This window comes from Streptomyces sp. NPDC048370 (genome assembly GCF_043200825.1).
Taxonomy (GTDB): Bacteria; Actinomycetota; Actinomycetes; order Streptomycetales; family Streptomycetaceae; genus Streptomyces.
The window spans coordinates 738,432-761,886 of the sequence record NZ_JBICYI010000002.1 but is presented as its reverse complement, the minus strand read 5'-3'; the positions used below and the strand labels follow the sequence as shown (position 1 = coordinate 761,886).

The 23,455-nt window shown below is 72.8% G+C and carries 16 protein-coding genes; 3 read left to right on the top strand and 13 right to left on the bottom strand.

Annotation, left to right across the window (positions count from 1 at the left end; translation table 11 throughout):
* Positions 1-355 precede the first annotated feature (355 nt).
* Entirely contained in the window at positions 356-2,458 is a 2,103-nt protein-coding gene (locus ACGFYP_RS07045; protein WP_393487313.1) for a BTAD domain-containing putative transcriptional regulator, read from the top strand.
* On the opposite strand, the gene ACGFYP_RS07040 is transcribed toward ACGFYP_RS07045, so the two are convergent.
* The 9 genes from ACGFYP_RS07040 to ACGFYP_RS07000 form a co-directional block, all read right to left on the bottom strand.
* Positions 2,445-3,764, bottom strand: coding sequence for an MFS transporter (locus ACGFYP_RS07040; RefSeq protein ID WP_393487310.1), 1,320 nt, complete (start codon positions 3,762-3,764; stop codon positions 2,445-2,447). The genes ACGFYP_RS07045 and ACGFYP_RS07040 overlap by 14 nt on opposite strands.
* Positions 3,761-4,576 (bottom strand): alpha/beta fold hydrolase, encoded by an 816-nt coding sequence (locus ACGFYP_RS07035; RefSeq protein ID WP_393487309.1) that lies wholly within the window; start codon positions 4,574-4,576, stop codon positions 3,761-3,763. Before ACGFYP_RS07035 ends, ACGFYP_RS07040 begins: the two co-directional genes overlap by 4 nt.
* The gene (locus ACGFYP_RS07030; RefSeq protein ID WP_393487307.1) at positions 4,573-7,020 is read right to left on the bottom strand and encodes an amino acid adenylation domain-containing protein; all 2,448 of its coding nucleotides are present in this window, start codon (positions 7,018-7,020) and stop codon (positions 4,573-4,575) included. Before ACGFYP_RS07030 ends, ACGFYP_RS07035 begins: the two co-directional genes overlap by 4 nt.
* A complete protein-coding gene (glyA, locus tag ACGFYP_RS07025) occupies positions 7,017-8,477 on the bottom strand; it encodes a serine hydroxymethyltransferase (protein ID WP_393487305.1) in 1,461 nt (486 codons plus the stop codon). The genes ACGFYP_RS07030 and glyA overlap by 4 nt, the downstream gene beginning before the upstream one ends.
* A complete protein-coding gene (locus ACGFYP_RS07020; protein ID WP_393487303.1) occupies positions 8,470-11,643 on the bottom strand; it encodes an amino acid adenylation domain-containing protein in 3,174 nt (1,057 codons plus the stop codon). Before ACGFYP_RS07020 ends, glyA begins: the two co-directional genes overlap by 8 nt.
* 212 nt (positions 11,644-11,855) lie before the next feature.
* The gene (locus tag ACGFYP_RS07015) at positions 11,856-12,962 is read right to left on the bottom strand and encodes a pyridoxal phosphate-dependent aminotransferase (protein ID WP_393487300.1); all 1,107 of its coding nucleotides are present in this window, start codon (positions 12,960-12,962) and stop codon (positions 11,856-11,858) included.
* Complete coding sequence (gene dapF / locus ACGFYP_RS07010; protein WP_393487298.1) at positions 12,959-13,879, bottom strand: diaminopimelate epimerase; 921 nt, start codon at positions 13,877-13,879, stop codon at positions 12,959-12,961. The genes ACGFYP_RS07015 and dapF overlap by 4 nt, the downstream gene beginning before the upstream one ends.
* A 75-nt stretch (positions 13,880-13,954) precedes the next feature.
* Positions 13,955-14,641, bottom strand: coding sequence for a 2OG-Fe dioxygenase family protein (locus ACGFYP_RS07005; protein ID WP_361961394.1), 687 nt, complete (start codon positions 14,639-14,641; stop codon positions 13,955-13,957).
* A 42-nt stretch (positions 14,642-14,683) separates the two neighbouring features.
* Entirely contained in the window at positions 14,684-15,727 is a 1,044-nt protein-coding gene (locus tag ACGFYP_RS07000; RefSeq protein ID WP_393487295.1) for an iron-containing redox enzyme family protein, read from the bottom strand.
* Positions 15,728-15,950: 223 nt separating this feature from the next.
* Between ACGFYP_RS07000 and ACGFYP_RS06995 the strand changes: the two genes are divergently transcribed.
* Together ACGFYP_RS06995 and ACGFYP_RS06990 are read left to right on the top strand one after the other, a co-directional pair.
* Positions 15,951-16,667 carry a hypothetical protein gene (locus tag ACGFYP_RS06995; protein ID WP_393487293.1) on the top strand — a complete coding sequence of 239 codons (717 nt, stop codon included), beginning with the start codon at positions 15,951-15,953 and terminating at the stop codon, positions 16,665-16,667.
* A gap of 123 nt (positions 16,668-16,790) precedes the next feature.
* Positions 16,791-17,540, top strand: coding sequence for a class E sortase (locus ACGFYP_RS06990; protein WP_393487290.1), 750 nt, complete (start codon positions 16,791-16,793; stop codon positions 17,538-17,540).
* Positions 17,541-17,574: 34 nt separating this feature from the next.
* Here the strand turns inward: ACGFYP_RS06990 and ACGFYP_RS06985 are convergent, their stop codons facing one another.
* The 4 genes from ACGFYP_RS06985 to ACGFYP_RS06970 form a co-directional block, all read right to left on the bottom strand.
* Positions 17,575-20,337: a fumarate reductase/succinate dehydrogenase flavoprotein subunit gene (locus ACGFYP_RS06985; protein WP_393487288.1), complete on the bottom strand. Its 2,763-nt coding sequence runs from the start codon at positions 20,335-20,337 to the stop codon at positions 17,575-17,577.
* Positions 20,338-20,456: 119 nt separating this feature from the next.
* Positions 20,457-21,209, bottom strand: a complete 753-nt coding sequence (locus ACGFYP_RS06980; RefSeq protein WP_393487285.1) for an ABC transporter ATP-binding protein — start codon at positions 21,207-21,209, stop codon at positions 20,457-20,459.
* Positions 21,206-22,090, bottom strand: coding sequence for an ABC transporter permease (locus ACGFYP_RS06975; RefSeq protein WP_393487282.1), 885 nt, complete (start codon positions 22,088-22,090; stop codon positions 21,206-21,208). The genes ACGFYP_RS06980 and ACGFYP_RS06975 overlap by 4 nt, the downstream gene beginning before the upstream one ends.
* A complete protein-coding gene (locus tag ACGFYP_RS06970; RefSeq protein WP_393487280.1) occupies positions 22,087-23,445 on the bottom strand; it encodes an ABC transporter substrate-binding protein in 1,359 nt (452 codons plus the stop codon). The genes ACGFYP_RS06975 and ACGFYP_RS06970 overlap by 4 nt, the downstream gene beginning before the upstream one ends.
* Positions 23,446-23,455 lie beyond the last annotated feature (10 nt).

Below are 23,455 nucleotides of genomic sequence, written 5' to 3'. Positions count from 1 at the left end.
AGATTCGCGGCCATGCCGCCAGTGACGCCTTGCGAGACTCACAGGAACCGCGAGCGCGACCGCCACCATCCGGTCGCGAGCGGGACGGCCCGGTACCTCCCCGGGCCCACGGCTGCTCCTTCGTGTTGTCGTCACCGCATCGGGCGGCAGGACCCGCGCCGCAGCGCCTCGGGCACGGCCTGAGCGTCCGGGCGGGACGTCCGCCCGCCGCCGGCCCGCCACAGGCGGACACGCCGGCTCTTCATGAACGCGCGACGCGCGGCGCAACTCGCCGACGCCGCGAAGCCCGGGGCCCGAACGGCCACCACCGGGGACCGGCATGAACAGCACGCGACCCTGAGGGGTGAACGGGATCATGACCTGCACGGGGGCACCTCTACGCATTCAGCTCCTTGGACCGATACGCGCCTGGCGGGACGGCGAGGAAGTGGCGCTCGGCTCGCCCAAACAGCGCGCGGTCCTGAGCCTGCTCGCCAGCCGGGCGGGCGAGGTGGTGAGCGGGGAGAGCATCACCAGCGCCCTCTGGGGCAGCGACACCCCGCAGACGGCGGCCAACGGCGTCCACACCTACGTGGCCCGGCTGCGGCGCGCCCTGGAGCCGGGGCGCGGCAGCAGGGTCGCCAGTACGGTGCTCTCCTCCGAGCCCGGCGGCTACTGCCTGCGCCTGGACCCGGCCGACGTGGACGCCACCCTCTTCGTCGAGCGGCACGGCCACGCCCGCAGGTCCCGCGAAGGTGGCAGCGCGGAGACGACGTTACGGCTCTACGAGGACGCCCTCGCGCTCTGGCGGGGCGAGGCGTACGCCGGGGTTCCGGGGCCCTTCGCGGCCACGGAGGGCGTCCGCCTGCGGGACCTCAGACTGACCGCCGTCGAGGAGTGGGCCTCCGTGATGCTGGCCGCAGGCGGGTACGCCGAGGCGGTCGACACGCTCTCGCGCGCGGCCGTCGAGGAGCCGCTGCGCGAGAAGGTCCGCTGGCTGCTGATGCTGGCGCTCTACCACGCGGGCCGCCAGGCGCACGCCCTCGCCGTGTACACCGAGACCCGGCAGCTGCTCCGCAGCGAACTGGGCATCGAGCCCGGCGCCGAGCTGCAGGACCTTCACCGCCGGATCCTCGCCGGGCAGCGGGAGTTACGGCTCCCCGGCGGGAGCATGTCCCCAGGTGCCCGGCAGGGGATCGGCGCCGCCGTTCCCGTACCGGCCCAACTCCCGGCGGTGGCCCGTGGATTCACCGGACGCGGATCCGAACTCGCCCAGCTGGAGAGCCTCCTCGACGACGAGTCCGCCCAGCGCAGCCCGGTGATCGTCGTCGACGGCCCCGCAGGAGTCGGCAAGTCGGCGCTCGTCCTCGAGCTGGCCCACCGGCTCGCGCACCGCTTCCCGGACGGTCAGCTCTATGTGGACCTCTGCGGCAACGGGCTGCGCGGCAGACCGCTGAGCGCATCGGACGCGCTGCTGCACCTGCTCACCAGCCTCGGCGCCGACAGCAACCGGATCCCCCGCGACCCGGCCGGCCGCGCCACGCTCTTCCGCAGTCTGCTGTACGGCAAGAGGATGCTGCTGGTCCTGGACGACGCCCTCAGCGTCGACCAGTTGAGACCCCTGATACCGCGAGGCGCCTCCTGCGTCCTGGCCACGAGCCGGCAGCGGTTCGCCGGACTCGCCGCACGGGACGGGGCGCGCACGGTCACCGTACGCCCGCTGGCCGTCGAGGAGGCGGCCCAGCTGCTCACCACCCTGTCCGGAGGGCGGCTCGTGGGCCGCCCGGACGCCGCCCGACGGTTCGCCGCGCTCTGCGGCGGGCTGCCGCTGGCGCTGCGCATCACCGCCGAAGGGCTCCTCGCGAACCCCGGCGTTCCACTCGGGACGCTGGTGGAGCAGTACACGGCGGAGAGCGGGCGCCTCGACCGGCTCACCGTCGGCGACGACGCCCTCGCCAGCGTCCGCGACGCGTTCGAGACCTCGTACCAGACGCTGTCCCCGGAGGCGGCGCGGATGTTCCGCTTCCTGGGCCTGCGCAAGGACGGGCCGATCACGGTGTCGGTCGCCGCGACGCTCGTGGACACCGACCACGTCACCGCCCGAAGGCTGCTCGACCTGCTGGTCGCCCACCACTTCCTGGAGGAGCACGGCACCCGGTTCCGGCTGCACGACCTCCTCGGGATCTACGCGGCGGAGTGCGCCGAGCGTGAGCCCATGCTCAGTCGGCGGGCCGCCCTCGCCCGCCTGGGCGAGACCCACCCGACCGCCCCGCACCCGTCCGTCCCGCACGCGACCATCCCGCATCCGACGGGCCCGCACGCGTCCGCCCCGCATTCCGACGTCGTCCCCGGGCCCGGGTCGCCCAAGGACGCGGGCGAGGCCTACGCCGGCGTGCTCCGCAGGGCCGCCGTGCTCCGGCGGGCCGCGTTCCGGCAGTGGGAGGACCCCGTGCGGCCCACCGACCTCACCGCGAGGTGAGCGCGCCGTCCTCAGGCCCCGTCGGCATCTCGCGCAGCCGGCCGACCGGGGACAGGAAGATCGGGACCAGCATCGCGACCGACAGCAGCCCCGCGATCCACAGGGCGCCGTGCAGACCGGCCAGGGCCGCCAGCAGACCGCCGACGGGTCCGCCCAGCGCGCCGCCGCCGTACAGCAGCATCCGCATCGCGGCCGTCATCCGGCCCATCAGGTGCTGCGGGGTGATCGTCTGACGCAGGCTCACGATGAGCACGTTCGAGACGCTTGCGCCCATGTACTCGATGAAGAAGGAGGCCACGAACAGGCCCACGAGGAGCCAGCGCGGACCGCCCGCCGCCGGGATGAGCAGCGGCCCGAGGAAGATGATCGAGACCGAGAGGCGGTAGGCGGTGCCCACCGAGAGGCGGCGCACCACCGAGCCCGACACCAGTGCGCCCAGCAGACCGCCCACGGCGGCCGCGCCCATGACGAAACCGACCGCGGCGGCCGACAGCTCCTGGTCACGCACGGCGTACAGCAGGAACAGCGACTGCACCATCGTGAGCAGGAAGTTGCAGGCGCAGCCCACCAGGCCCATCGCCCGCAGCCACCGGTTGCCGAACACCCAGCGCAGCCCCTCGGCGAGCTCGGTCCGCAGCCGCCGCTTCTCCTTCGGGACCTCCGGGGCGGGCTCGGGCGTCCTGATGAGGAGCAGCGACAGCACCGACAGCGCGTAGGAGAAGGCGTTGGCGGTCATCGCGAAGGGCGCCGAGAACGCGCTCACCAGGGTGCCCGCCAGACCAGGACCGGCGATGTCCGCCGATGAGTAGGTGGCGTTCAGCTTGGTGTTGGCCTCAAGCAGGCTGCGCCGGTCCTTCACCAGCACCGGGACGTACGACATCCAGCTGACGTCGAAGAGCACCGTCGCGATCCCGACACCGAGCGCCAGCGCGTACAGCGCGGGGAGCGTCAGCAGGTCCAGCTCGTACAGGACGGGCACGGCGCCGATCAGCACCATCCGCACCAGGTTGGCGCCCAGCATCACCGGGCGCTTGCGTATCCGGTCGACCCACACCCCGAAGAGCAGGGCGAGCCCGAGGAAGGGAACCAGCTGGGCGAAGCGCAGCATGCCCAGCTCCCCGGCCCCCACATCGAAGACGAGGACGGCGGTGAGCGGCAGCGCGAGGTGGGTGATCTGGGTGCCGTAGAGGGAGAGCGCCTCGCCCGTCCAGAACACCATGAAGTCCCTGTCGCGCCAGAGCGACCGAGGAGGGCCCTCCGCCTCGGCCGGGGAGGCCGAGGCGGAGGACGTACCGTGCTCCGTCATGCGGGAGTCGCCTCTCGTAGGGCTCGGTCGACGATGGTGCCGATCGCGTCGAGGCCCGGGCCCTGCCACACGGAGTGGTGGTCGCCCGGCGCGGTGTGCACCGTGAGCCGCTCGACGTACGGCTCCCAGTCCAGGAGCCCGTCCACCGAATCCTCGGCCTTGATCAGGATCGCGGAGCCCGGGAGGACCGCGTCCAGGCGGTGCCGGCGCAGGGCCAGGACGCCCGTACGGAAGAGGGCGTACCGCTCCAGCAGGAACTCCGCGTCGAACTCCTCGGGGACGGCGCCGTGCTGCTCCGCCGCCGCGAAGATCTCGGCCGGCTCCGCCCCCGGCGCGATGCCCGCGAGCGCCTTGTCGATGCCCGGCGCCCGCTCCCGGGTCACGCCGAGGAAGTCGTACAGGAAGTGGCGGGCCAACTGGTCGTCGGGCAGCACCGCCTGCGTCCCGGGCAGCGCCGCGTCGACGATGACGAGCAGCGGGACCTCCTCGCCCCGGGCGACGAGGAGCCGGGCCATCTCGTAGGCGACGACCCCGCCGAGCGACCAGCCGAGCAGCTGGTAGGGGCCGTGCGGACGGGACTTCAGGAGCGAGGCCGTGTGCAGCTCGGCCAGCTCGGCGATCGACGCGGCGGGCTCGGAGGCCCCGTCGAAGCCCGGGGCCTCGAAGCCGAACACCGGCCGTCCCGCGGGGAGTCGGTGCGCCATCGCCGAGTAGCAGTAGGGCGATCCGGAGACCGGATGGACGCAGTGGAGCGGGGTCAGGTCACCCTCGTCCCGGAGCGGGACGAGGCTGCCGACGGAGGATGCGGTCACGGTGCCGACGTTCCCTTCGTGGTGGGGGCGAGCCGCTCGTCGATGACGGCGGCGATACCGCTGACGGTGCTCCCGCCGTACAGCAGACGGACATTCACCCGGATCCCGAAGTGCTTGTTCAAGCGGGTGACGGCCCGCATGGCCTGAAGTGAGTTGCCGCCGACCGCGAAGAAGCCGGTGTCCGCGCCGATCCGGGAGGCGCCGAGCACGGCCGCGAAGATCTCGGCCACCGTCCGCTCGGTCTCCGTCGTCGGCGGGGTGTAGCGCGCCGCGGGCTCGCCGACGCCCTCGGGCGGTTCGGGCAGGGCCTTGCGGTCCACCTTGCCGTTGGGCGTCAGGGGCAGCTCGGCCAGGACGAGGACGGTGCTCGGCACCATGAACCCCGGCAGCGACCCGGCCGCGTGCTCGCCGACCGCCGCCGTGTCCACGGTCCGGCCCGCCTCGGGGACGAGGTAGGCGACGAGGCGCCGGTCGCCCGATCCGTCGGGGTGCGCGGTGACGACCGCCTCCCGGACGGTGTCGTGGGCGCGCAGCACGGCCTCGATCTCGCCCAACTCGATCCGCAGGCCGTGCAGTTTGACCTGGAAGTCCGCCCGGCCGAGCAGCTCGATCAGACCGTCGGGACCGTAGCGGGCCACATCGCCCGTCCGGTAGAGCCGCTCGTCCGCCACCTCGCCGCAGGACCACACGAAGAACCGCTCCGCCGTCTGCTCCGGCCGGCCGAGGTACTCCCGGGCGAGCCCGATGCCCGCCAGATGGAGTTCCCCCGGCACACCCGGCGGCACCGGCTGGAGATCCTCGTCGAGGATGTACGTCCGCTGGTTCGCCATCGGGCGACCGTACGGGATGCTCGTCCAGCGCGCGTCGGTCTTCGCCACCTCGTAGATCGTCGAGTGGATCGAGGACTCGGTGGCGCCGCCCAGGGCGATGAAGCGCAGCGCGGGGGCCGCCGTCCGGGCCCGGTCGGGGAGCGACACGGGGATCCAGTCACCGCCGAGCAGCGCCAGACGCAGATCCGGGAGCGGCGCCGCGCCGGTGGATTCGAGATGGTCGACGACCATGTCCAGGAGGGCGGGCGCCGAGTTCCAGACGGTGACCCGGTGCGCCGCGAGCAACTCGGCCCAGTGCTCGGGGTCCTTGGCGCGCTCGGGATCGGTCAGGACGACCGTACCGCCCGCCGTGGTCAGCCCCAGGAACTCGTAGACCGACATGTCGAAGCTCGGCGACGACAGCGCGAGGACCCGATCGCCGGGACCCACGCCGAAGCGGGAGTTGAGGTCCGCGATGTTGTTCATCACCCCGCGGTGGCGCAGTGCGATCGGCTTGGGCGCACCGGTCGAACCCGACGTGTGGATGATGTACGCGAGATCCTCGGGCGTGGCCCCGCCCTCGGGATTGTGCGCCGGGAACCCGGCGAGCAGCGCCTCGTCCCGGTCGAGGAGCAGCACGGGCGTACCCGGCCCGTCGCCGTCCGACGGCGGGAGGCTCTCGGCCGGGCCGCTGCGGCTGACGACCACCGCGCAGGACGTGCCGGCCACCATGGTGGCGAGCCGCTGCCTCGGGTAGTCGGGGTCGAGCGGCACATAGGCCCCGCCCGCCTTGAGCGCCCCGAGGACGGCGACGAGCAGCTCGGCGGACCGGTCGAGACAGATGCCGACGCGCCGCTCGGGGCCGACACCGAGCTCCCGCAGGTGGTGGGCGAGCCGGTTCGCCGCCTCGTTGACCTCGCGGTACGTCCACGTCCGGTCGACGCCGATCACGGCGAGGGCGTCGGGCGCATCGGCGGCGCGGTCCTCGAACGCGGAGTGCAGGCACACCCCGTGCGGAAGGTCCGCCGCCGTGTCGTTCCAGTCGACGAGCATTCGGCGCAGTTCCTCGTCGGGAAGCAGCCGCAGCCGCGCCACCGGCCGGTCCGGGTCGGTCAGCCCGTCCTCCAGGAGCGTGACGTAGGAGGAGAGGAACCGGAGCGCGGTGTCCCGGTCGAAGAGCTCGGGGGCGTACCGCAGCTCCGCGCTCGGCAGGCCGCCGTCCTCCTCGCCCGGCGGGTGCAGCACCAGCTCGAACTCGTCCTGCGACGCGGCCTGTTCGACCGGTGTCCGCCGGTCGGCCGGGGCTCCGGCCGCCAACTGGGTCAGGTTCTGCGCCCCGGTGACGGTCCGCTCCAGGCGGACCGGACCGGCACCGGGCGTCCGGACGGTGACGCCGAAGCCGGACTGACCGCTCCAGCGGTGCACCAGCGCCGTGAAACCGGCGAGGAGCACCTCCTGCGGGGCGGTACGGGTCGAGGGACCGAGCCGCACACGGGCTGCGGCGGTGCGTTCCGGGGTGGCTCCGGGCATGCGCGGCCGGTCGGCCGGCAGCAGCGCGGGCGGCGCCTGCGCCGGTACGGGCGCCGGTGCGGGGGCCGTCGCGGGAGACGTCACGGGGGCGGTGTTCCGGCTCAAGACCTCTCTCCTGGCTCGCGGTCGGCGGCGCCGGCCGGGGTGAGACCGGCGCCGAAGGGCAGGGGGTGGGTGCGGCACAGGGCGGTGACCTCGGCCGTGACCCGGTCGCGCACCATGGGGTCGGTGCGGAACTCGGTGTCGCTCAGCACGGTCGTGGCGCCGAGCACCTCGTGGAGCAGCCGGGCGCAGAGCCGCATCTCGTCGGGCCCCATGCCCCGCTGCGCCAGCACGTTCGTGCCGAGGCGCAGACCGCTGGCGACCAGCGGGGCCTTGGTGTCCTTGGGGATGCGGTTGCGGTTGGTGAGGATGCCGCACTCCTCCAGGGCGCGTTCCGCGACCACTCCGGTGATGCCCCGGTCGAAGATGTCGAGCAGCACCATGTGATTCTCCGTACCGCCGGTCAGGACGCGGTAACCGAGCTCGTCCAGGGCGTCGGCGAGCGCCGCCGCGTCGTCCCGGACCAGCCGCATCGTCTCCCGGAACGCCGGCTCCGTGACCAGCTTCAGCGCGTGCGCCTTGGCGGCGATCGACGCCGGACTCGGCGTCCCCTGGGACTGCGGGAAGACCGCCCGCTGCATCAGCCGGGCCAGCGGGGTGCGGCGGGCGTCGGGACCGGCCGTGCGGTGCTCCGCGCCGATCAGGATCAGCCCGCCGCGCGGCCCGCCCAACTGCTTGTAGGTGCTGGTGGTCGTCACGTGCGCCAGGTCGATGGGGCTGGGGTGCTCCCCGGCCGCCACCAGGCCGGCGATGTGCGAGATGTCGGCCACCAGATACGCCCCGACGGAGTCCGCGATCGCGCGGAACCGGGCGAAGTCCAGGGTCCGTGGATAGGCGCTGGCCCCCGCGATGATCACCTGCGGGCGGTGGACCAGGGCCAGCTCCGCCACCTGCTCGTGGTCGATGAACCCCTTGTAGTCCAGGCCGTAGTGGACGGCCCGGTAGTGGTGGCCGGTCACCGAGGCGGCGGACCCGTGCGTGAGGTGCCCGCCGGAGTCCAGGTCCAGGGCGAGCAGGGCGCCGCCCGGCGGCAGCAGCGCCGCCAGGACGGCCTGGTTCGCCGAGGAGCACGAGTGCGGCTGGACATTGGCGTACTGGGCGCCGAACGCCTGCCGGGCCCTCGCGACGGCCAGCCGCTCCACCCCGTCGAACCGCTCCGCGCCCGGGTGGTAGCGGGCCCCCGGGTAGCCCTCCGCCGTCACGTTCGAGAGCGCGGCCCCGCCCGTGGCCAGGACCGCCGGGTTCGCGGCGCTGGCCGAGGCCACCATGGCCAGGGTCATGGCCTGCTTCTCCACCTCGTGGTCGAGGAGCAGGGCCAGATCGGGATCGCTGCGGCTGAGCAGGGCCGCACCCTGGCGCAGCAGCAGGTCCTGCGCGGAGCCGGTCTCCTGAGACGAGGGCACGCCACCCGCCCCCGGCGTGCGCGGGGGCGGGAGCGCCGCCCCGGGGGCCTCACGCACGTGAACCCGCCTTGCACTCCACCAGCGCGTCGATGGCGCCGGCGACCGTGGCGACCGAGGCACCGCCGTACAGCAGACGGACGTTGACCTTGACCCCGAAGTGCTTGTTGAGCCGGCTCACCACCCGCATCGCCTGCAGCGAATTGCCGCCCAGCTCGAAGAAGTTGCCGTCCGCGCTGATCTGCGGCGCCGACAGGACGGCGCCGAAGACCTCGGCCACCTTCTCCTCCGTCGCCGTCACCGGGGCGACGAAGCTCGCCGTCGCGTCGCCCGAACCGGACACCGGGGCAGGGAGCTTGGCACGGTCGATCTTGCGCGCCGCGGTCAGCGGGAACTCGGTCAGCTCCACCCACGCCGTCGGCACCATGTACTCGGGCATCGTGCTGCCCAGGTGCTCACGGAGCTCGGCCACCGTCGGCGGGGTGTCGCCCAGGACCGTGTAGTACGCGACGAGCTGCTTCTCCCCGTAGTCCTCGCGCAGCAGGACCAGCGCCATCCGGACCTTCGGGTGCGTCAGCAGACCGGACTCGATCTCACCGAGCTCGATCCGCAGCCCGCGCAGCTTCACCTGGTTGTCGAGCCGCCCGATGAAGTCGATCTGCAGATCCCGGGTCCAGCGCACCAGGTCGCCGGTGCGGTAGACCCGGCCCTCGCCCAGGAACGGGTCGGGCACGAACTTCTCGTCCGTCATCTCCGGCAGGTTGAGGTAGCCGCGCGCCAGGCCCTCGTCACCGCCGATCAGCAGCTCGCCCGGGACCCCGACCGGCACCAGGTTGAACTCCTTGTCCACCACGTAGTGCAGCCGGCTGAACTCCGGCCTGCCGATGGGCGGCGAGGACTGCCACTCCTTGTGCTCGCAGAGGTACTCGGTCGTCGCCACCGACGCCTCGGTCGGGCCGTACAGGTTCACGAACTTCCGGCCCGGCAGGTTCCACTTGTTGACCAGCTCGGCCGGCAGGGCCTCCGCGCCGCCCATGATGTACTTCAGATCCGGGTAGGGACCCGCCTCGACCACGGAGAGGATCGCCGGGGAAAGACCCGCGTACGTCACCCGCTGGTCGCGGATCAGACCGCCCAGCGCCTCGGGGGACGAGGCGTCCTCCGGAGCCACGAGGACGAGGGCCGAACCGCTGATCAGACCGGCGAAGATCTCGCCCTGGGACATGTCGAAGGTCAGAGCGGGCAGCTGCAGCAGCCGGTCCTCATGGGTCCACTCGCCGAAGGTGCGCCGGTAGGCCTCGATGAACCAGCGCAGGCCGCGCTGTTCGATCATCACGCCCTTCGGACGCCCGGTCGAGCCCGAGGTGTAGAGGATGTACACCAGGGAGGCCGGCTCGGCCCACTCCTCCAGCGGCTCGTCGTCCGGATGTGCCTCGATGGCCGCCCAGTCGGCGTCGATGAGGACGCTCTCCCAGCCGCACGAGTCCGGCAGGTCGCCCAGGGCGTTCGCCCGCGTGATGACCAGCGGACTCTTGGTGTCCCGCAACATGTGGTCCAGGCGGGCGTTGGGGTGCGAGGGGTCGATGATGGTGTACGCCGCGCCGGACACCATGACGCCGAGGATCGCCACCAGGGCGTCCAGGTCACGGTCCATCGCGATGGCGACGACCTCCTCCTGCCGCACGCCGCGGGAGCGGATGTACCGGGCGAGCTTGCCGGCCCGGCGCATCAGCTCGCCGTACGTCATCTCCACGCCCCGGCAGACGAGCGCGACCAGCTCCGGGTTCTCCTTCGCGATCCGGGCGATCGTCGCGTGCACCGGCTCCGTCGGGTAGTCGAAGTCCGCGCCGCGCCCCACGTCTAGCAGCTCGCGACGCTCCTCCTCGGAGAGCAGCGGCAGCGCCGAGACCGGGGTCTCGGGGGCGTCCGCCGCCGCGTCGAGCACGGTCCGGAAGTGCCCGATCATGGCCTCGACGCGCCAGCGGTCGTACAGGTCGGTCGCGAACTCGACGATGAGACGCAGTCGGTCGGCGCCCTCGACGAAGCTGAAGGAGAGGTCGAAGCGCGAGCGGGAGGTCGCCAGGGTGATCGACTCGGACGACAGGCCCGTCAGTTCGAGGGCGTCGCCGGTGCTCGCCTCGCCGAGGAGCTGGCAGGCGATCTGGAAGAGCGGGTTGCGTCCCGCGTCCCGGGTCGTCTGCACCCGGTCCACGACATGGTCGAACGGCACGTCCTGGTTGTCGTACATGTCGAGGTTGGCGTCGGCGATGCGCTCCAGGAGCTCGGTGAAGGTGACCCCGCCGGACAGGTCGCAGCGCAGCACCGTCATGTTGATGAACAGACCGACGACGTCCTCGAGTTCGGGGTCGGTACGGCCGAGCATGGGCACCCCGAGGGCGATGTCGTCCTGCCCGCTGTAGCGGCTCAGTACGACGTTCAGCGCCGCCGCCACCACCATGTAGAGGGAGGCGCCCTGCTCGTGCGCCAACGTGCGGGCCTTCGCGAGGAGTTCGGCCGGGAAGTCGACGACGAAGGTCTCGCCGTTCTGCGTGGGCTCGGCCGGGCGGATCCGGTCGGCGGGCAGTTCGAGCGCCTCAAGGCCGGCCAGCCGCTCCTCCCAGAACTTCAGCTCCTCCTCCCAGACGCCGTCGGCCCGCTGCTTGCGCTGGCGCTTGATGTGGTCGCCGTAGCCGATCGACAGCTCCGGCAGCGAGGGCTCCCGGCCCGCGGCGAGGTCCGCGTAGGCCTGGGAGATCTCACGGCTGACCACTCCGCCGGACCAGCCGTCCGTGACGATGTGGTGGAAGCTGAGACCGAGCACGTGGTGGTCGGGCGCCAGCCGGAAGAGCTGGAAGCGGGAGATCGGCCCGGCCGCCAGGTCGAACGGCGTGTCCGCCTCGGTCTGCAGCTCCTTGCGGAGGGTGCGCTCGGCCTCCTCGGGGTCCAGGTCGGAGAGGTCCCGCAGCGGCAGCGGCCGGTCCTCGGCCGGCGAGACGACCTGGTACGGGACACCGTCCGCCGCGTGGAAGGTCACCCGCAGCTGCTCATGGCGCCGCACCAGCAGATTGAGCGCGCCTTCGAGGGCGGCCGTGTCGAGCGCGCCGCGCAGCCGGTAGGCGATCGGGACGTTGTAGGTGGTCTCCCCGGGACTCATCTGGTCCAGGAACCACAACTGCTCTTGTCCGAAGGACAGTTGGATGCGCGACTCGGCGGTGTGGATGCTCATCGTCACAGGACTCCATTTCAGGGCATGACAAGGCAGGGCGGGGCGAGGCAGGGCAGGGCGACGCAGGGCGGGGCGGAACGAGGCGCAGCACGGCACGGCAGGGCGGGGCAGCGCGGCGCAGCGCCCTGGGGAGGTGCGTAACGGGGAACCCGAGGGTTCCTCTGACGGGCCGGGGCGGCGGCCCCCGTGGCAGGGGCCGGGGCCCCGGCGGGTCAGCGGACCGGCGTGGAGCCGGCCGGGGGCGAGGGCGGCCTGAGCACGCGCTCCACGCGGCTCAGCCCTTCCGCCACCGCCTCGGGCGAGCGCGCGAAGCAGATCCGGAAGCCGTCACTGGCTCCGAGCGTCTCGCCGGGCATCAGCAGCACGCCCAGGTCCAGCGCTCTGCGGCACATGGTCAGCGGCTCCTCCCCGGTCGTCAGCCAGAGCCAGGCGAACGGGGTGCCCTCCGGTTCCACAAGAGTCACCGCGTCGGCGTTGCGGCGGGCGAACTCCCGTACGAGGTCGAGACCTTGGCCGGTGAGCTCGTGGTAGGAACGCAGATGCTCCGTACGGTGCGCCAGGACGTCGCAGGCCAGCGTCTCGCACAGCACCGAGTTGGAGATGGTGGACAGGAACTTGCGTCGGGCGCAGCGCTCCACGACGGCCGGTGGGCCGTAGAGCCAGCCGACCCGCAGCCCCGGGAAGCCGTACACCTTCGACAGGCTCGACACGGAGATCACCCGGTCGGAGCCCACGGCGGCGGACGAGGAGAGGTCGAGCGCGTACTCCTCGTCCAGGAGCAGATGGGCCCCCGTCCGCTCCGCGAGCCCGACCAGAGCGTGCAGGTCCTTCTCCGCGATCCGCCGACCGGTCGGATTGCACGGACTGTTGGCGACGATCAGCCGCACATCAGGACCGGCCACCGCCTCGGCGGCCTCCACGTCGAAGCTGAGGTCCGGCCGGAACCCGACGAGATCGACCGTGGATCCCAGCTCGGGGGGCACGTCCCAGGACTGTTGCCAGCCGGGCCGGAAGGCGATCACCCGCGAGCCGGGCGTCAGCAGCGCCGCGTACACCAGGTACAGCGCCTGTTGGGCGCCCTGGGTGATCAGGACCGACTCGGCCGTACCGCCGTACAGGTCGGCCACCGCCTCGCGCAGCGGGCGGAGGCCCCGGTCGTGGCCGTAGTCCAGTTCCAGACCGGGCGGCACCGAGAGGGCGTCGAGCCGCCCCGGAACCATGTTGCTGTCGCCCAGGTCGATGTCGAAGCGCCCGGCGGCGTCCTCGAAGACCCAGCGCTGGATGGGGTAGTCGCGCGAGCGCGGTGCGGAGACGCTCACCGTACGGTCCCCACGGTCCCGGCCGGCGCGGTCCGGTCGAGGCGCGCGCGCAGCGCGGGCGCGAAGGAGCCGGCGGCCACCTGCTCGGCGTCGCCGGTCATGGTGACCCGGCCGTCCTCGGCGACGGCGATCTCCACAGCGCCGCCGGGCATCCTGACCTCCACCCGGCGCTCGCACAGCCCGAGTTCGCGGGCCGCCGACACCGCCGCGCAGGCGCTGGCGCCGGACGCCGTCACGTACCCGGCGCCGCGCTCGAAGACCTCGAGTTCCATCACCGACGGGTTCTCCATCCGCATGAACTGCACATTGGTGCGGTGCGGGAACCGCGCGTGCCCGGCGATCACCGGGCCGAGCCGGCGAGCCAGCTCCGCCGACGGTTCGTCCACCGGCACCACGGTGTGCGGATTGCCGTTGTACACACAGGTGACGGTGAGCTTCTCGCCGTCCACCGACAGCGGCACCCGGACCGCCCTGCCGTCGTACGGGGTCGTCCCGTCCTCCTGGAGCAGGGGCAGGTCGGCGGCGTCGAAACTGGGGCGCCCCATGCCGACCTCCACGCGGCCCTCGGAGCGGTCGAGCACCCGCACCGGGCTGTCGCCCGCCGCCGTACGGAGCGTGAACTCCCGGCCGTCGGCCCAGGCACCGGGCTCCTGCCCGGCGAGGTGGAGCGCGAACATCCGCAGCCCGTTGCCGCTCCTGCCGCAGTCGGAACCGTCGGAGTTGTACAGGTCGAGCACGACCGGGACGCCGGGTCGCGGCGGCTCCAGCGGCCCGTGCAGGACACCGTCCGCGCCGATCCCCAGGTGCCGGTCGCAGATCAGCCGGATCGCCTCACGGGTCACGGGGAAGTCGGTGTGGCGGGGGTCGATCACCAAGTAGTCGTTGCCTGCTGCCTGGTATTTGTAGAAGTCGATCACGGATGATCTCCCTTGGCTGCTGGGCGCGGCGCCGCCCCGAGGCGTGGTGCCCCGTCCCGGGGCGGCGCCCCCGGTTCACTGCTCGGAGAGCGCGGCGGCGTCGTGCTCCTCGCCGTACCACTTCTCCGCCCACCGGGAGAACGCGATGATGACGATGTCCCGGTGGCCCGGGCCGCCGTCGCCGGAGAGCACGTCGGTGACGTCGTGGGCCAGCGCACGGTCGTCGAGCAGGACCGCCTGCCCGGGCTCGAGCGTCCCGGTCCAGAAGGGCTCGTCGGCCCCCGGGTTCCACAGCCGGGTCTGGCCACCGCCGACGTTCACCTTGTTGAGGATCGCGATCATCACGAACTCGTGCCCGTCGTGGTGCACGCCCTCGGGAGTGAGGGGGCCCGGCTTGCCGCCGTCCGCCCGGGTCCGGTTCTGGTGGACGTTGATCTGCCAGTCCTCGGACCGGTCGAGGCCCAGCTCGCGGACGCCGTGCTCGATCAGCGGCGTGAAGTCGACCTTGATCGGCTCGTAGACGCGGCGGATGCCGCCGCCGACCGAGTTGAACTTCTTGTACGTGGTGTAGTCGCGGTGCGCGAGCCGCTCGAACGACCACGCGTCCTCGCCCTGCGGGCGGAGCCGGTACTGCGAGAACCGCTTGAAGCGGGTGCCGTTGCCCATGTACTCGTCGACCGGGCAGTCGTCGTAGCTGGGCAGGATGTCGGCCGAGACATCCGGAAGGTCGATGACGGTGAACCGTTCGCTGCCGAGGGGCATGGTCTCTCCTCCAGAAAGTGGGGTGGCGTCGGGCGTCGAACGTCAGGCGGCGACGGAAGGCATGCGCTCGTCCAGATAGGCGGCAGAGGAGTTGAGCCGCCAGAGGATCCCGCGGGCGATGGCGCGCCGCATGTCCGCGGACTCTGCGGCGGGCAGCACCACGTTGTGGAACCAGCCCTGCGCGTGCTGGGAGTCGATGGTGATGTGCAGCTTGTGGTACACGATCCCGACCTCCGGCAGCCCGAGCCGCTCCCAGGCGTGCACGACCTGCACGAACCGGTCGGGCGCCATCCACTCGGTCATCCCGAGGAAGCCCACGGCCTCCGGGTACAGGGTGCGGTGGCGGCACAGCATGACCGCGAGGTTGCCGTTGAGCAGCGAGGTGGCGGTGAGCGAGCGGGCGAGCTCGTCCTCGGAGATCTCGAAGACCTCGTAGATCTTGTTGAAGAGGTGGGTGTGGACCTCCGCGGGCTTGCCGTTGCCCATCTCGTCCCAGAAGTTGGCGGCGATCTCCATCTTGGCCGCGCCGGCCGTGCCCACCTGCATCATGGCGAGCAGGTCGTCGAAGCGGCCGTCCACGACCGACTCCTGCATCACGTAGTTCCGGAGGTCGCTCTCCGTGGCCGTGTTGCGGATGAACTCGTGGTAGTACGGGTGCTTGTACACCCGGTGCCCACGCGCGGTGTTCTTGAGCCAGGTCAGGTACTCCCTGGGCTCGGTGGGCGCCTCTTCGAGCAGACCCGGTTCGATCAGCCGGTCCTGCGCCGCCGCCGTCGCGGTCTCCAGGAGCCGGGCTATCTCGTAGACGACGACGGAGCCCTCGGCGCTCTGCTGCCGGGGGATCTTGGTGTACAACTGGTAGATCCTGTCGAGCAGATACTGCTGCGCGTACAGGGCACCGCTGTCGCCCGCGGCAGCGGCGGCGTTGATGTCGGCCACCTCGCCCAGGACCTGGATCCGCTCGCCGCCCGACAGGGCGTCCACCTTCTCAGGCGCGGAACCGAGCCAAGCGCACACCCTGTCCACCGTGGACAGGAACGGGTCACCGGAGACATTCAGACCCTTGGAGCCGCCGACTTCTGGCATGTGTTTCCCCTTGGATTCACTGGACGAATCAGATTCTCGACACGTGGTCCGTGCACCGCCGCCGCGCCGGCGTCGTGCCTCGCGGCGGCCGCTGGGGCGGCGGGCGTTGCCATTCTGCAAGGGGGGCGCTGGACGGACTGTGTACGTGCTCTGTACGTCCCCTGACACTCCGCGCGGATACGCTGACGTCGCTTTGACGTAACCGTGACGAAGGTGGGCCGGCGTGACCGAGGAGAGCGCGGAGGCACCCGTCTCGTACGGGCGGCTGCGGGTCGAGCGGGAGGACCTCGGGCCGGCCCGCTGGCTGACCGAACGACGCCCCGGGTACGGAGCGTTCGGCACCGTGAGCGGAGTCGCCGCGCCCGGATTCGCGGCGTACGCACGGATCCTGCACCCCGCGACCCTCGACGAGCGCCCGGTGCGTTGGGAGACCGTCGCCGCGGCATACGGACGGCGGGTCGGGGCGCTGACCGACTGGTACGAGGTGATCGGCGTCGACCGGTACTACCAGAACGAGGAGGTGTACGGCCTGACCGGGGTGTGGGACGAACACCCGGCCGAAGGCCCCACGCCCGGCGAGGTCGCGCGGCTCCTCGTTCCCGTACTGGCCCGGCACACGGGCACGCCGGAGCGGTGCTGGTTCGGCCTGTGGCACGGCTACGGCCGCCGGGAGTGGCCGGGGATCCCGACCTTCCCCACCCCGGAACGGGACGAGGTCCTGCTCTCCGGACCGCTGGCCGACGTCACCTCCCTCGAAGGCGAGGAGGACTTCGCCGAACTCCCCGATCTGTGGTGGCCGCAGGACCGCGCCTGGTGCGTCGGCGGTGACGTCGACCTGGTGAGCACGTACGTGTGCGGCTCCGAGGAGCTGATCGCCGAGGTGCTGACCGCCCCCGGCCTGGAGGCGCACCGGGTGGCCGCCGGGGACCGGGTCGGCTGATCGTCCGCCGCCCGGGTCCGCGCCCCCGGGGGTGCCGGGGCGCGGAGACTGGGCCATCCTGGTGACATGGGTGCCCAGGGTGGTGGGACCCCCCGTCGGGGCCCGTCCGGAGGCCGGGGCGCGTTGCGCGCTCCGGTCGGCATCGTCGTGGCCGTCCTCGCCGTCCTCGCCGCGCTCTGCGGCTGTACGGGCGCGGGCACGGTCGCCGACCGCGGCACGGCGCCGGTGGCTCCCGTGTCTCCCGCCGCGCCCTCGGCGCCCTCAGCGCCCTCAGCGCCGTCCGGGCCCTCCGGGCCCGAGGTCTCCGTGGCGCCTGCCGAGCCCGCGCCCGCCCCCACGTCGTCGACGCCCTCGCCGCGGCCGCCCGTCGCCGCCGAGGTGTCCATACCGTCGATCGGCGTCGACGAGCTGGACGTCGTGCCGTACGAGGGCACGACCGACGACCGGGCGGGCACCCGGATCCAGGACCGCGGCGTGGCCGCCAGCCCCCACGGCGAGCGCGGGGGTGTCGGACCGGGCGAGATCGGCAACTATCTGGTGACCGCCCACCGGCTCTCGGCCGGTGGGGCGCTGCGCGACCTCCCCTCGGTCGACAAGGGGGACCTGGTGCACGTGACCGCCGCCGGCACCGTCTACACGTACACGATCGTCGAGACCCGGAGCACTTCCTTCCGATCGGACCGTTCGCTCGCCGAGCAGCGGGCCGCCGTGCCGGGCGAGCCGGGGGAGAAGCCCACCAAGGCCATGATCACGCTCTCCACCTGCGCGACGCCCGAGGACAACGCGGCAGGCAACTACTGGCGGGACGCCAACGGCAACCCCGAGCACCGCATCGACAAGGTCGGTGTCCTGACCGCGCAGCGGCCCGCGTAGGGCGTCGGCGGTCAGGACGGCGCAAAGGACCAGGTCAGGACAGTGCACGCGCCGCGTGGACGCGGACATCGGCGTCGGGGTCCGTGGCGGCCGCGGCGAGGGCGGCCCGGGCGTCCGGATCGGCACGGTGGGGGTGCAGCGAGAGGACGGCGGCCTTCCGGACGTCCGCGTTCGAGTCGGCCAGGGCCTTGGCGAGCCCGGGGACGGCCTGCCCGGCCTGCGCCGCACGGAGAGCGGTCGCGGCACCGGCCCGCACCTGCCAGGCGGGGTCGGCGAGGGCGGCCACGGCCGACTCGGCGTACGCGCGCGGGCAGCCGGTGACGGCGAGCGCGGCCAGGGCGGCGCCCCTCACGAGAGGGTCCCGGTCCTCCAGGAGCGGGCGCAGCGGCGCGGGCGCCGGGGTCCGTACGGCGGCCAGACCACGGGCCACGGCGACCCTGACCTCGCGGGCGGGGTCCGCGGCGGCCACCGCGAGCTCCGCGACGGCGTCCACCGAGACGAGAGCGCGGACGGCGTGGATACGGACGTCGATGTCGGCGTCCGTGAGCGCGACGGCGTACACGGAGGCATCGCCGAGGCGTCGGGCGCGCAGCACGTCCAGGGCGGCGGAACGGACGACCGGGTCGTCCACGTCCAGGGCCTGCCGGAGCCCCTCTCCCCACTCCGACTCGGCGGGCAGCACCTCGACCAGCTCGCGCAGCGCCGCCGCGGCCGCGTGCCGGACCTGAGGCGCGGCGTCCCGCAACCGTGCGGCGAGCGCGGACCCGGCCCCGGCAGGCACGGTCTCCCCGAGCGCCACCACGGCGGCCGTCCGCACGGCCGGGTCGGCGTCGGCGAGGTACGGCCGGAGCACGCCCAGATCGGGCGCCTCGTCGGCGAGCGCGAGCAGCCGGAGAAGGGCGGGGTTCGTCCCCGCGGAAGCGCCGACGGAGACCGGGTCGGGGGCGGGCAGCGCGTCCTCGGCGGAGGTCTGCGCCTCCGCATCCACCCGCCCGGACGCTGTCGGAGGGGCGTCGCGGCGGCCCGCCGTGGCCGTCGGGACCAGCTCCACCTCGCCCAGCCACCGCTCCGGGCCCTGCTCCGGGGTGAACTCCGGTACGGGGACCACGTACGGCTCGATCGGGCGGGCCGTGAACTCCATCGCTCCGGAAGGGGACTTGCGCAGGTCGACATGGTGCAGCCAGCCCGTGTCGTCCTTCTCCGGGTGGTCGAGGCGCTCGTGGTACAGGCCCCAGCGGGACTCGGTCCGCGCCAGCGAGGCCCGGGCCGCCATCTCCGCGCAGTCGCGGATGAAGGACACCTCCGCGCACCGCATCAACTCGTGCGCGGTGCGCGCCCCCATGCCCTCGATCTCCGTCGACATCCGGTCGAACGCCTCCACCGCGAGCGACAGCTTCGCGCCGGTCTTCGGCGGCGCCACGTAGTCGTTCACGAACCGGCGCAGCTTGTACTCCACCTGCGGCTGCGGCGCCCCGTGGGGGTTGCGCAGCGGACGGTAGACCAGCTCGTGGGCGGCGGCGAGCTGCCCGTGCGGCAACTCCCCTTCGTACGCCCGGTACTGCGCCGCGTCCTCGCCGGCCAGGTCGCCGAAGACGAACGCCCCGATCATGTAGTTGTGCGGTACGCACGCGAGGTCACCGGCCGCGTAGAGCCGGGGCACGGTGGTGCGGGCGTGCGCGTCGACCCGTACCCCCGACGCGGAGTGCCCGCCGCACAGACCGATCTCCGAGATGTGCATCTCGATGTCGTGGGTGCGGTAGTCGTGCCCCCGGCCCTCGTGGAAGGTGCCGCGCGTGGGGCGCTCCGTCGTGTGCAGGATCGACTCGACGGCGCCGATCGTCTCCTCGGGCAGATGGCTGAGCTTCAGGTACACCGGCCCACGGTCCGAGGCGAGTTCGGCAGCGAACTCGGACATCATCTGCCCGGACCAGTAGTCCGACTCCACGAACCGCTCGCCGTGTCGGTTCACCTGGTACCCGCCGAACGGGTTCGCCACGTAGGCGCAGGCGGGCCCGTTGTAGTCCTTGATCAGCGGGTTGATCTGGAAGCACTCGATGCCGGTCAGGGCGGCGCCCGCGTGGTACGCCATGGCGTAGCCGTCACCCGCGTTGGTGGGGTTCTCGTACGTCCCGTAGAGGTAGCCGGAGGCGGGCAGTCCGAGCCTGCCGCAGGCGCCCGTCGCCAGGATCACCGCGCCCGCCCGCACGGTGACGAACGCGCCGGTACGGGTGTGGAACCCGGCCGCGCCGATGGCCCGCCCGTCCTCCGGGTGCGTGAGGACGCGCACCGGCATGATCCGGTTCTCGATCCGGATCCGCTCCCGCATCTCGCGTCGCCGCAACTGCCGGTAGAGGACCTTCTTGACGTCCTTGCCCTCCGGCATGGGCAGCACGTACGAGCCGGAGCGGTGCACCTGGCGGACCGCGTACTCGCCGTGCTCGTCCTTCTCGAACTTCACCCCGTACGACTCGAGCCGCTGGACCATCGCGAAGCCTCGGGTCGCGGTCTGCCGGACGGTCGACTGGTCGACGATGCCGTCGTTGGCGCGGGTGATCTCGGCGACGTAGTCGTCGGGTTCGGCCCGGCCCGGGATGATCGCGTTGTTGACCCCGTCCATGCCCATCGCCAGGGCGCCGGAGTGCCGGACGTGCGCCTTCTCCAGGAGGAGGACGTCGGCGCCGCGCCCGGCGGCCGTGAGCGCGGCCATGGTGCCGGCCGTACCGCCGCCGATGACGAGGACGTCGCAGGTCAGCTCGGTCGCGTCGGCGAGGTCGGGGACGGCCAGGGGGGTCTCCACGAGGGTGTCCACGGGGTGCCTTTCGGGATCTTCGGGCGGGTCGGCGGAGCAGCGGATCGGTGAGGAGCGGATCGGCGGAGCAGCGGATCGGAGCAGGAGCGGGTCGGCGGATCCGCCGGTCAGAGGGATGCGAGGACGCGGCGGCGCAGCGCAGCGGTGGCGGGCGCCTGCCGGGCGTCCCGACGGCGCGGGTGCGGTACGTCGAGCACCTGGCCGGAGGGGAGGAGCGCGACGCGGTCGCCCAGGTGGAGGGCCTCGTCCACGTCGTGCGTGACGAAGACGACGGTGGCTCCCGTGCCGCGCAGGATCTCCACGAGGAGGTCCTGCATCCCGGCGCGGGTGTGCGCGTCGAGCGCGCCGAAGGGCTCGTCCATGAGGACCGCCCGGGGCCTGCCGGCCAGGGCCCGGGCCAGCTGGACGCGCTGCCGCTGCCCGCCGGACAGTTGGTGGGGCAGTTTGGCGGCGTGGTCGGAGAGGCCGACCCGGTCCAGCCAGTCGGCGGCGGACCGGCGCCGTTCGGCGCGGGGGACCCGGCGGATCGCCAGGGGCAGTTCCACGTTGGCGCGGACGGTCCGCCAGGGCAGCAGCGCGTCGTCCTGGAAGACCAGCGCCCGGTCGGCGTCCGGCCCGTCGACGGGCCGGCCGTCGTGGGTCACCCGCCCGGCCAGGGGCGGGAGCAGCCCGGCGAGGGTGCGCAGCAGGGTCGACTTGCCGCACCCGGACGGGCCGACCACGGCCAGCAACTCGCCGGGCCGCACACGCAGTTCGGCGGCCGTGAAGACGACGGCACCGTCCGCGTGCCCGAGCCGTACGTCGTGCAGGGCGAGTTCCGCGCCGGAGGCGAGGGTGTCGGACGCGGGCGCGCTGGTCATGGCACCGGCTCCTTGTCGAGGGTGGGAACGGGGGCGGGGGCGGAAACGGGGCCCGTGGCGGAGTCGCCGCGACGGAGCAGCGGTCGAGCGCGCAGGCGGGACACCGGCCGCGCGGCCGGCCGGGGCAGCCAGGAGGTCACCCGGCGGCCGAGGAGCTCCACGGCGGTGGAGGTGAGCCAGCCCAGGGCCCCGATGGTGGCCATGCCGACGAAGACGCCCGGATAGTCGACGACCGTGTAGTCCTGCCAGGTGCGGTAGCCGACCCCGTACTCGCCGGAGATCATCTCCGCCGAGATCACACAGATCCACGAGACGCCGACCCCCACCGAGAGCCCGCCGAAGACCCCCGGCAGCGCGCCGGGCAGCACCACCGAGAACAGCACCCGCAGCCGGCCGCCGCCCATGGTGAGCACGGCCTCCTCCCATACGGGGGAGAGGGCCCGCACCGCGTGCCGGGTCGACACGAGCACCGGGAAGAAGGCGGCGGTGAAGGTGATGAAGACGATGCCCTGTTCGTTGCTGGGCAGCAGCAGGATGGCGACCGGGACCAGGGCGATGGCCGGAATCGGACGCGCCACTTCGAGGACCGGACCCAGCAGGTCGGCGGCCCAGCGGGAGCGGGCCACCAAGGTCCCGACCGCCACGCCGAGCACCGAGGCCAGCAGGAAGCCGACCACGATCCGGCGCAGGCTGTGGCCCAGGTCCTGCCAGTACGCGTCGGTCGGGACCCGGTCGGCGAACGCGGAGGCCACCTCGCCGACCGTGGGGAACTGCTCGAACCGCAGCCAGACGTTGACGTCCAGGGTGGTCAGCAGCTGCCAGAGCCCGAGGGCCGCCACGAGCGAGCCGACCCGCAGCAGCCGGCGGCCGACCGCGCTCATGACGACGCCAGCCGAAGGGCGGTCGCGTAGTCGACCACCCGCGACGTGGCATGCCCGTCGACGTACGCCCGCGCTCCGGCCGGGGTCACGAAGGCGCGGAGCTCGGTGCCTTCGGCGACCCAGACCGCCTTGTCGGCGAACCAGGACGTGCCGGTCACCGCGTCCGGCACGTACGCGGCCCGGACATCGGCGCCCGAGCCGCCGACCGCCTTCAGGAGCGCCTTCGGGCTGTCGAACGTACGGGTGGTGCTCTGCCCCTTCAGCCACAGCTCGGGCCGGGCGGCGGAAGCCTTCGGGTACGGGGCGTGCTTCGCGGCGGCGCGCGCCAGCGGCGCCCGGTCGACGAAGGCGTCCACGTCGACGTCGCCCACCAGCTTCGCCGCCTTCAGGAGCGGCACGTCCTTCTTCAGCGCGTCGATCAGCTCCGGGCGGAGCTCGGGGTCGAAGGTCGCGATGCCCTGGGCGCCGTTGTAGAGGTGCACGACCTCGGCCGGAAGACCGGTCTCCTTCGCCACCGACTCGGCGGCGGCGACCGGCCGGGCGCGCAGGTGGTCGGTGGCCCGCCGCTGCGCGGTGAGGAAGTCGTCGAGGACGCCCGCCCGTTCCTGGGCGAACTTCTCCCGGACGGTGACCCCGTGGAAGGTCGGCAGGTTCAGCTCGGCCCCGTCGTACAGCGCCTTCGCCCGGCCATCGAAGGCCAACAGGCCCGGCCAGGCGACGAACTGGGACAGTGCGTCGACGCTCCCGGCGGTCAGGGCGGACGCGCCGACGCTGGGCTGCTGGTTCAGCTTCCGGATGTCCTTCTCCGGGTCGACGCCCGCGCGCTGGAGGGCCCGGACCAGCGTCCCGTCGGCGGCCGAGCCGACGCTGGTGGACACCTTCCTGCCCCGCAGCTCGGCCAGCGAGCGCAGGGGCGAATCGGGCGCGGTCACCACGGTGTTGAGGCCGCCGCGCAGGTTGTAGCCGGTGACCGAGACCAGCCGCGTCGGCTGCTTCAGTTGCTTGCCGCGCGCCGCGTTGATGAGCAGCGGGAAGTCGCCCATCGAGCCGATGTCGATCTTTCCGGCGGTCATCTGGGCGGTGATCGGGGCACCGGTCGCGTAGTCCTGCCAGACGACCTCGTAGCTGACGCCGTCCTTCTTGCCGCGCGCCGCGAGCTCCTCCTCGAAGTAGCCGAGCGAGCGCAACAGGGTGCCGGCGGTGACCGTGTTGATGGTCTTCGACTGGTAGCCGACGGTCACCGTGACGGTGCGCGAGCCGGCCGGTTCTCCGGCATCCGCCGCGCCGCCGCAGGCGGTGGCCAGCGGCAGCAGCAGCGCGAGGGGCAGGAGGGGGATGAAGCGCTTGCCAAGCATGGGAGTCGAG

Coding starts and splice junctions, on each gene's coding strand:
- ACGFYP_RS07040 (WP_393487310.1), bottom strand. CDS start 3,764: ATGACGGAGCACGGTACGTCCTCCGCCTCGGCCTCCCCGGCCGAGGCG.
- ACGFYP_RS07045 (WP_393487313.1), top strand. CDS start 356: ATGACCTGCACGGGGGCACCTCTACGCATTCAGCTCCTTGGACCGATA.
- ACGFYP_RS07020 (WP_393487303.1), bottom strand. CDS start 11,643: ATGAGCATCCACACCGCCGAGTCGCGCATCCAACTGTCCTTCGGACAA.
- ACGFYP_RS06975 (WP_393487282.1), bottom strand. CDS start 22,090: ATGAGCGCGGTCGGCCGCCGGCTGCTGCGGGTCGGCTCGCTCGTGGCG.
- ACGFYP_RS07000 (WP_393487295.1), bottom strand. CDS start 15,727: ATGCCAGAAGTCGGCGGCTCCAAGGGTCTGAATGTCTCCGGTGACCCG.
- ACGFYP_RS07005 (WP_361961394.1), bottom strand. CDS start 14,641: ATGCCCCTCGGCAGCGAACGGTTCACCGTCATCGACCTTCCGGATGTC.
- ACGFYP_RS06970 (WP_393487280.1), bottom strand. CDS start 23,445: ATGCTTGGCAAGCGCTTCATCCCCCTCCTGCCCCTCGCGCTGCTGCTG.
- ACGFYP_RS06980 (WP_393487285.1), bottom strand. CDS start 21,209: ATGACCAGCGCGCCCGCGTCCGACACCCTCGCCTCCGGCGCGGAACTC.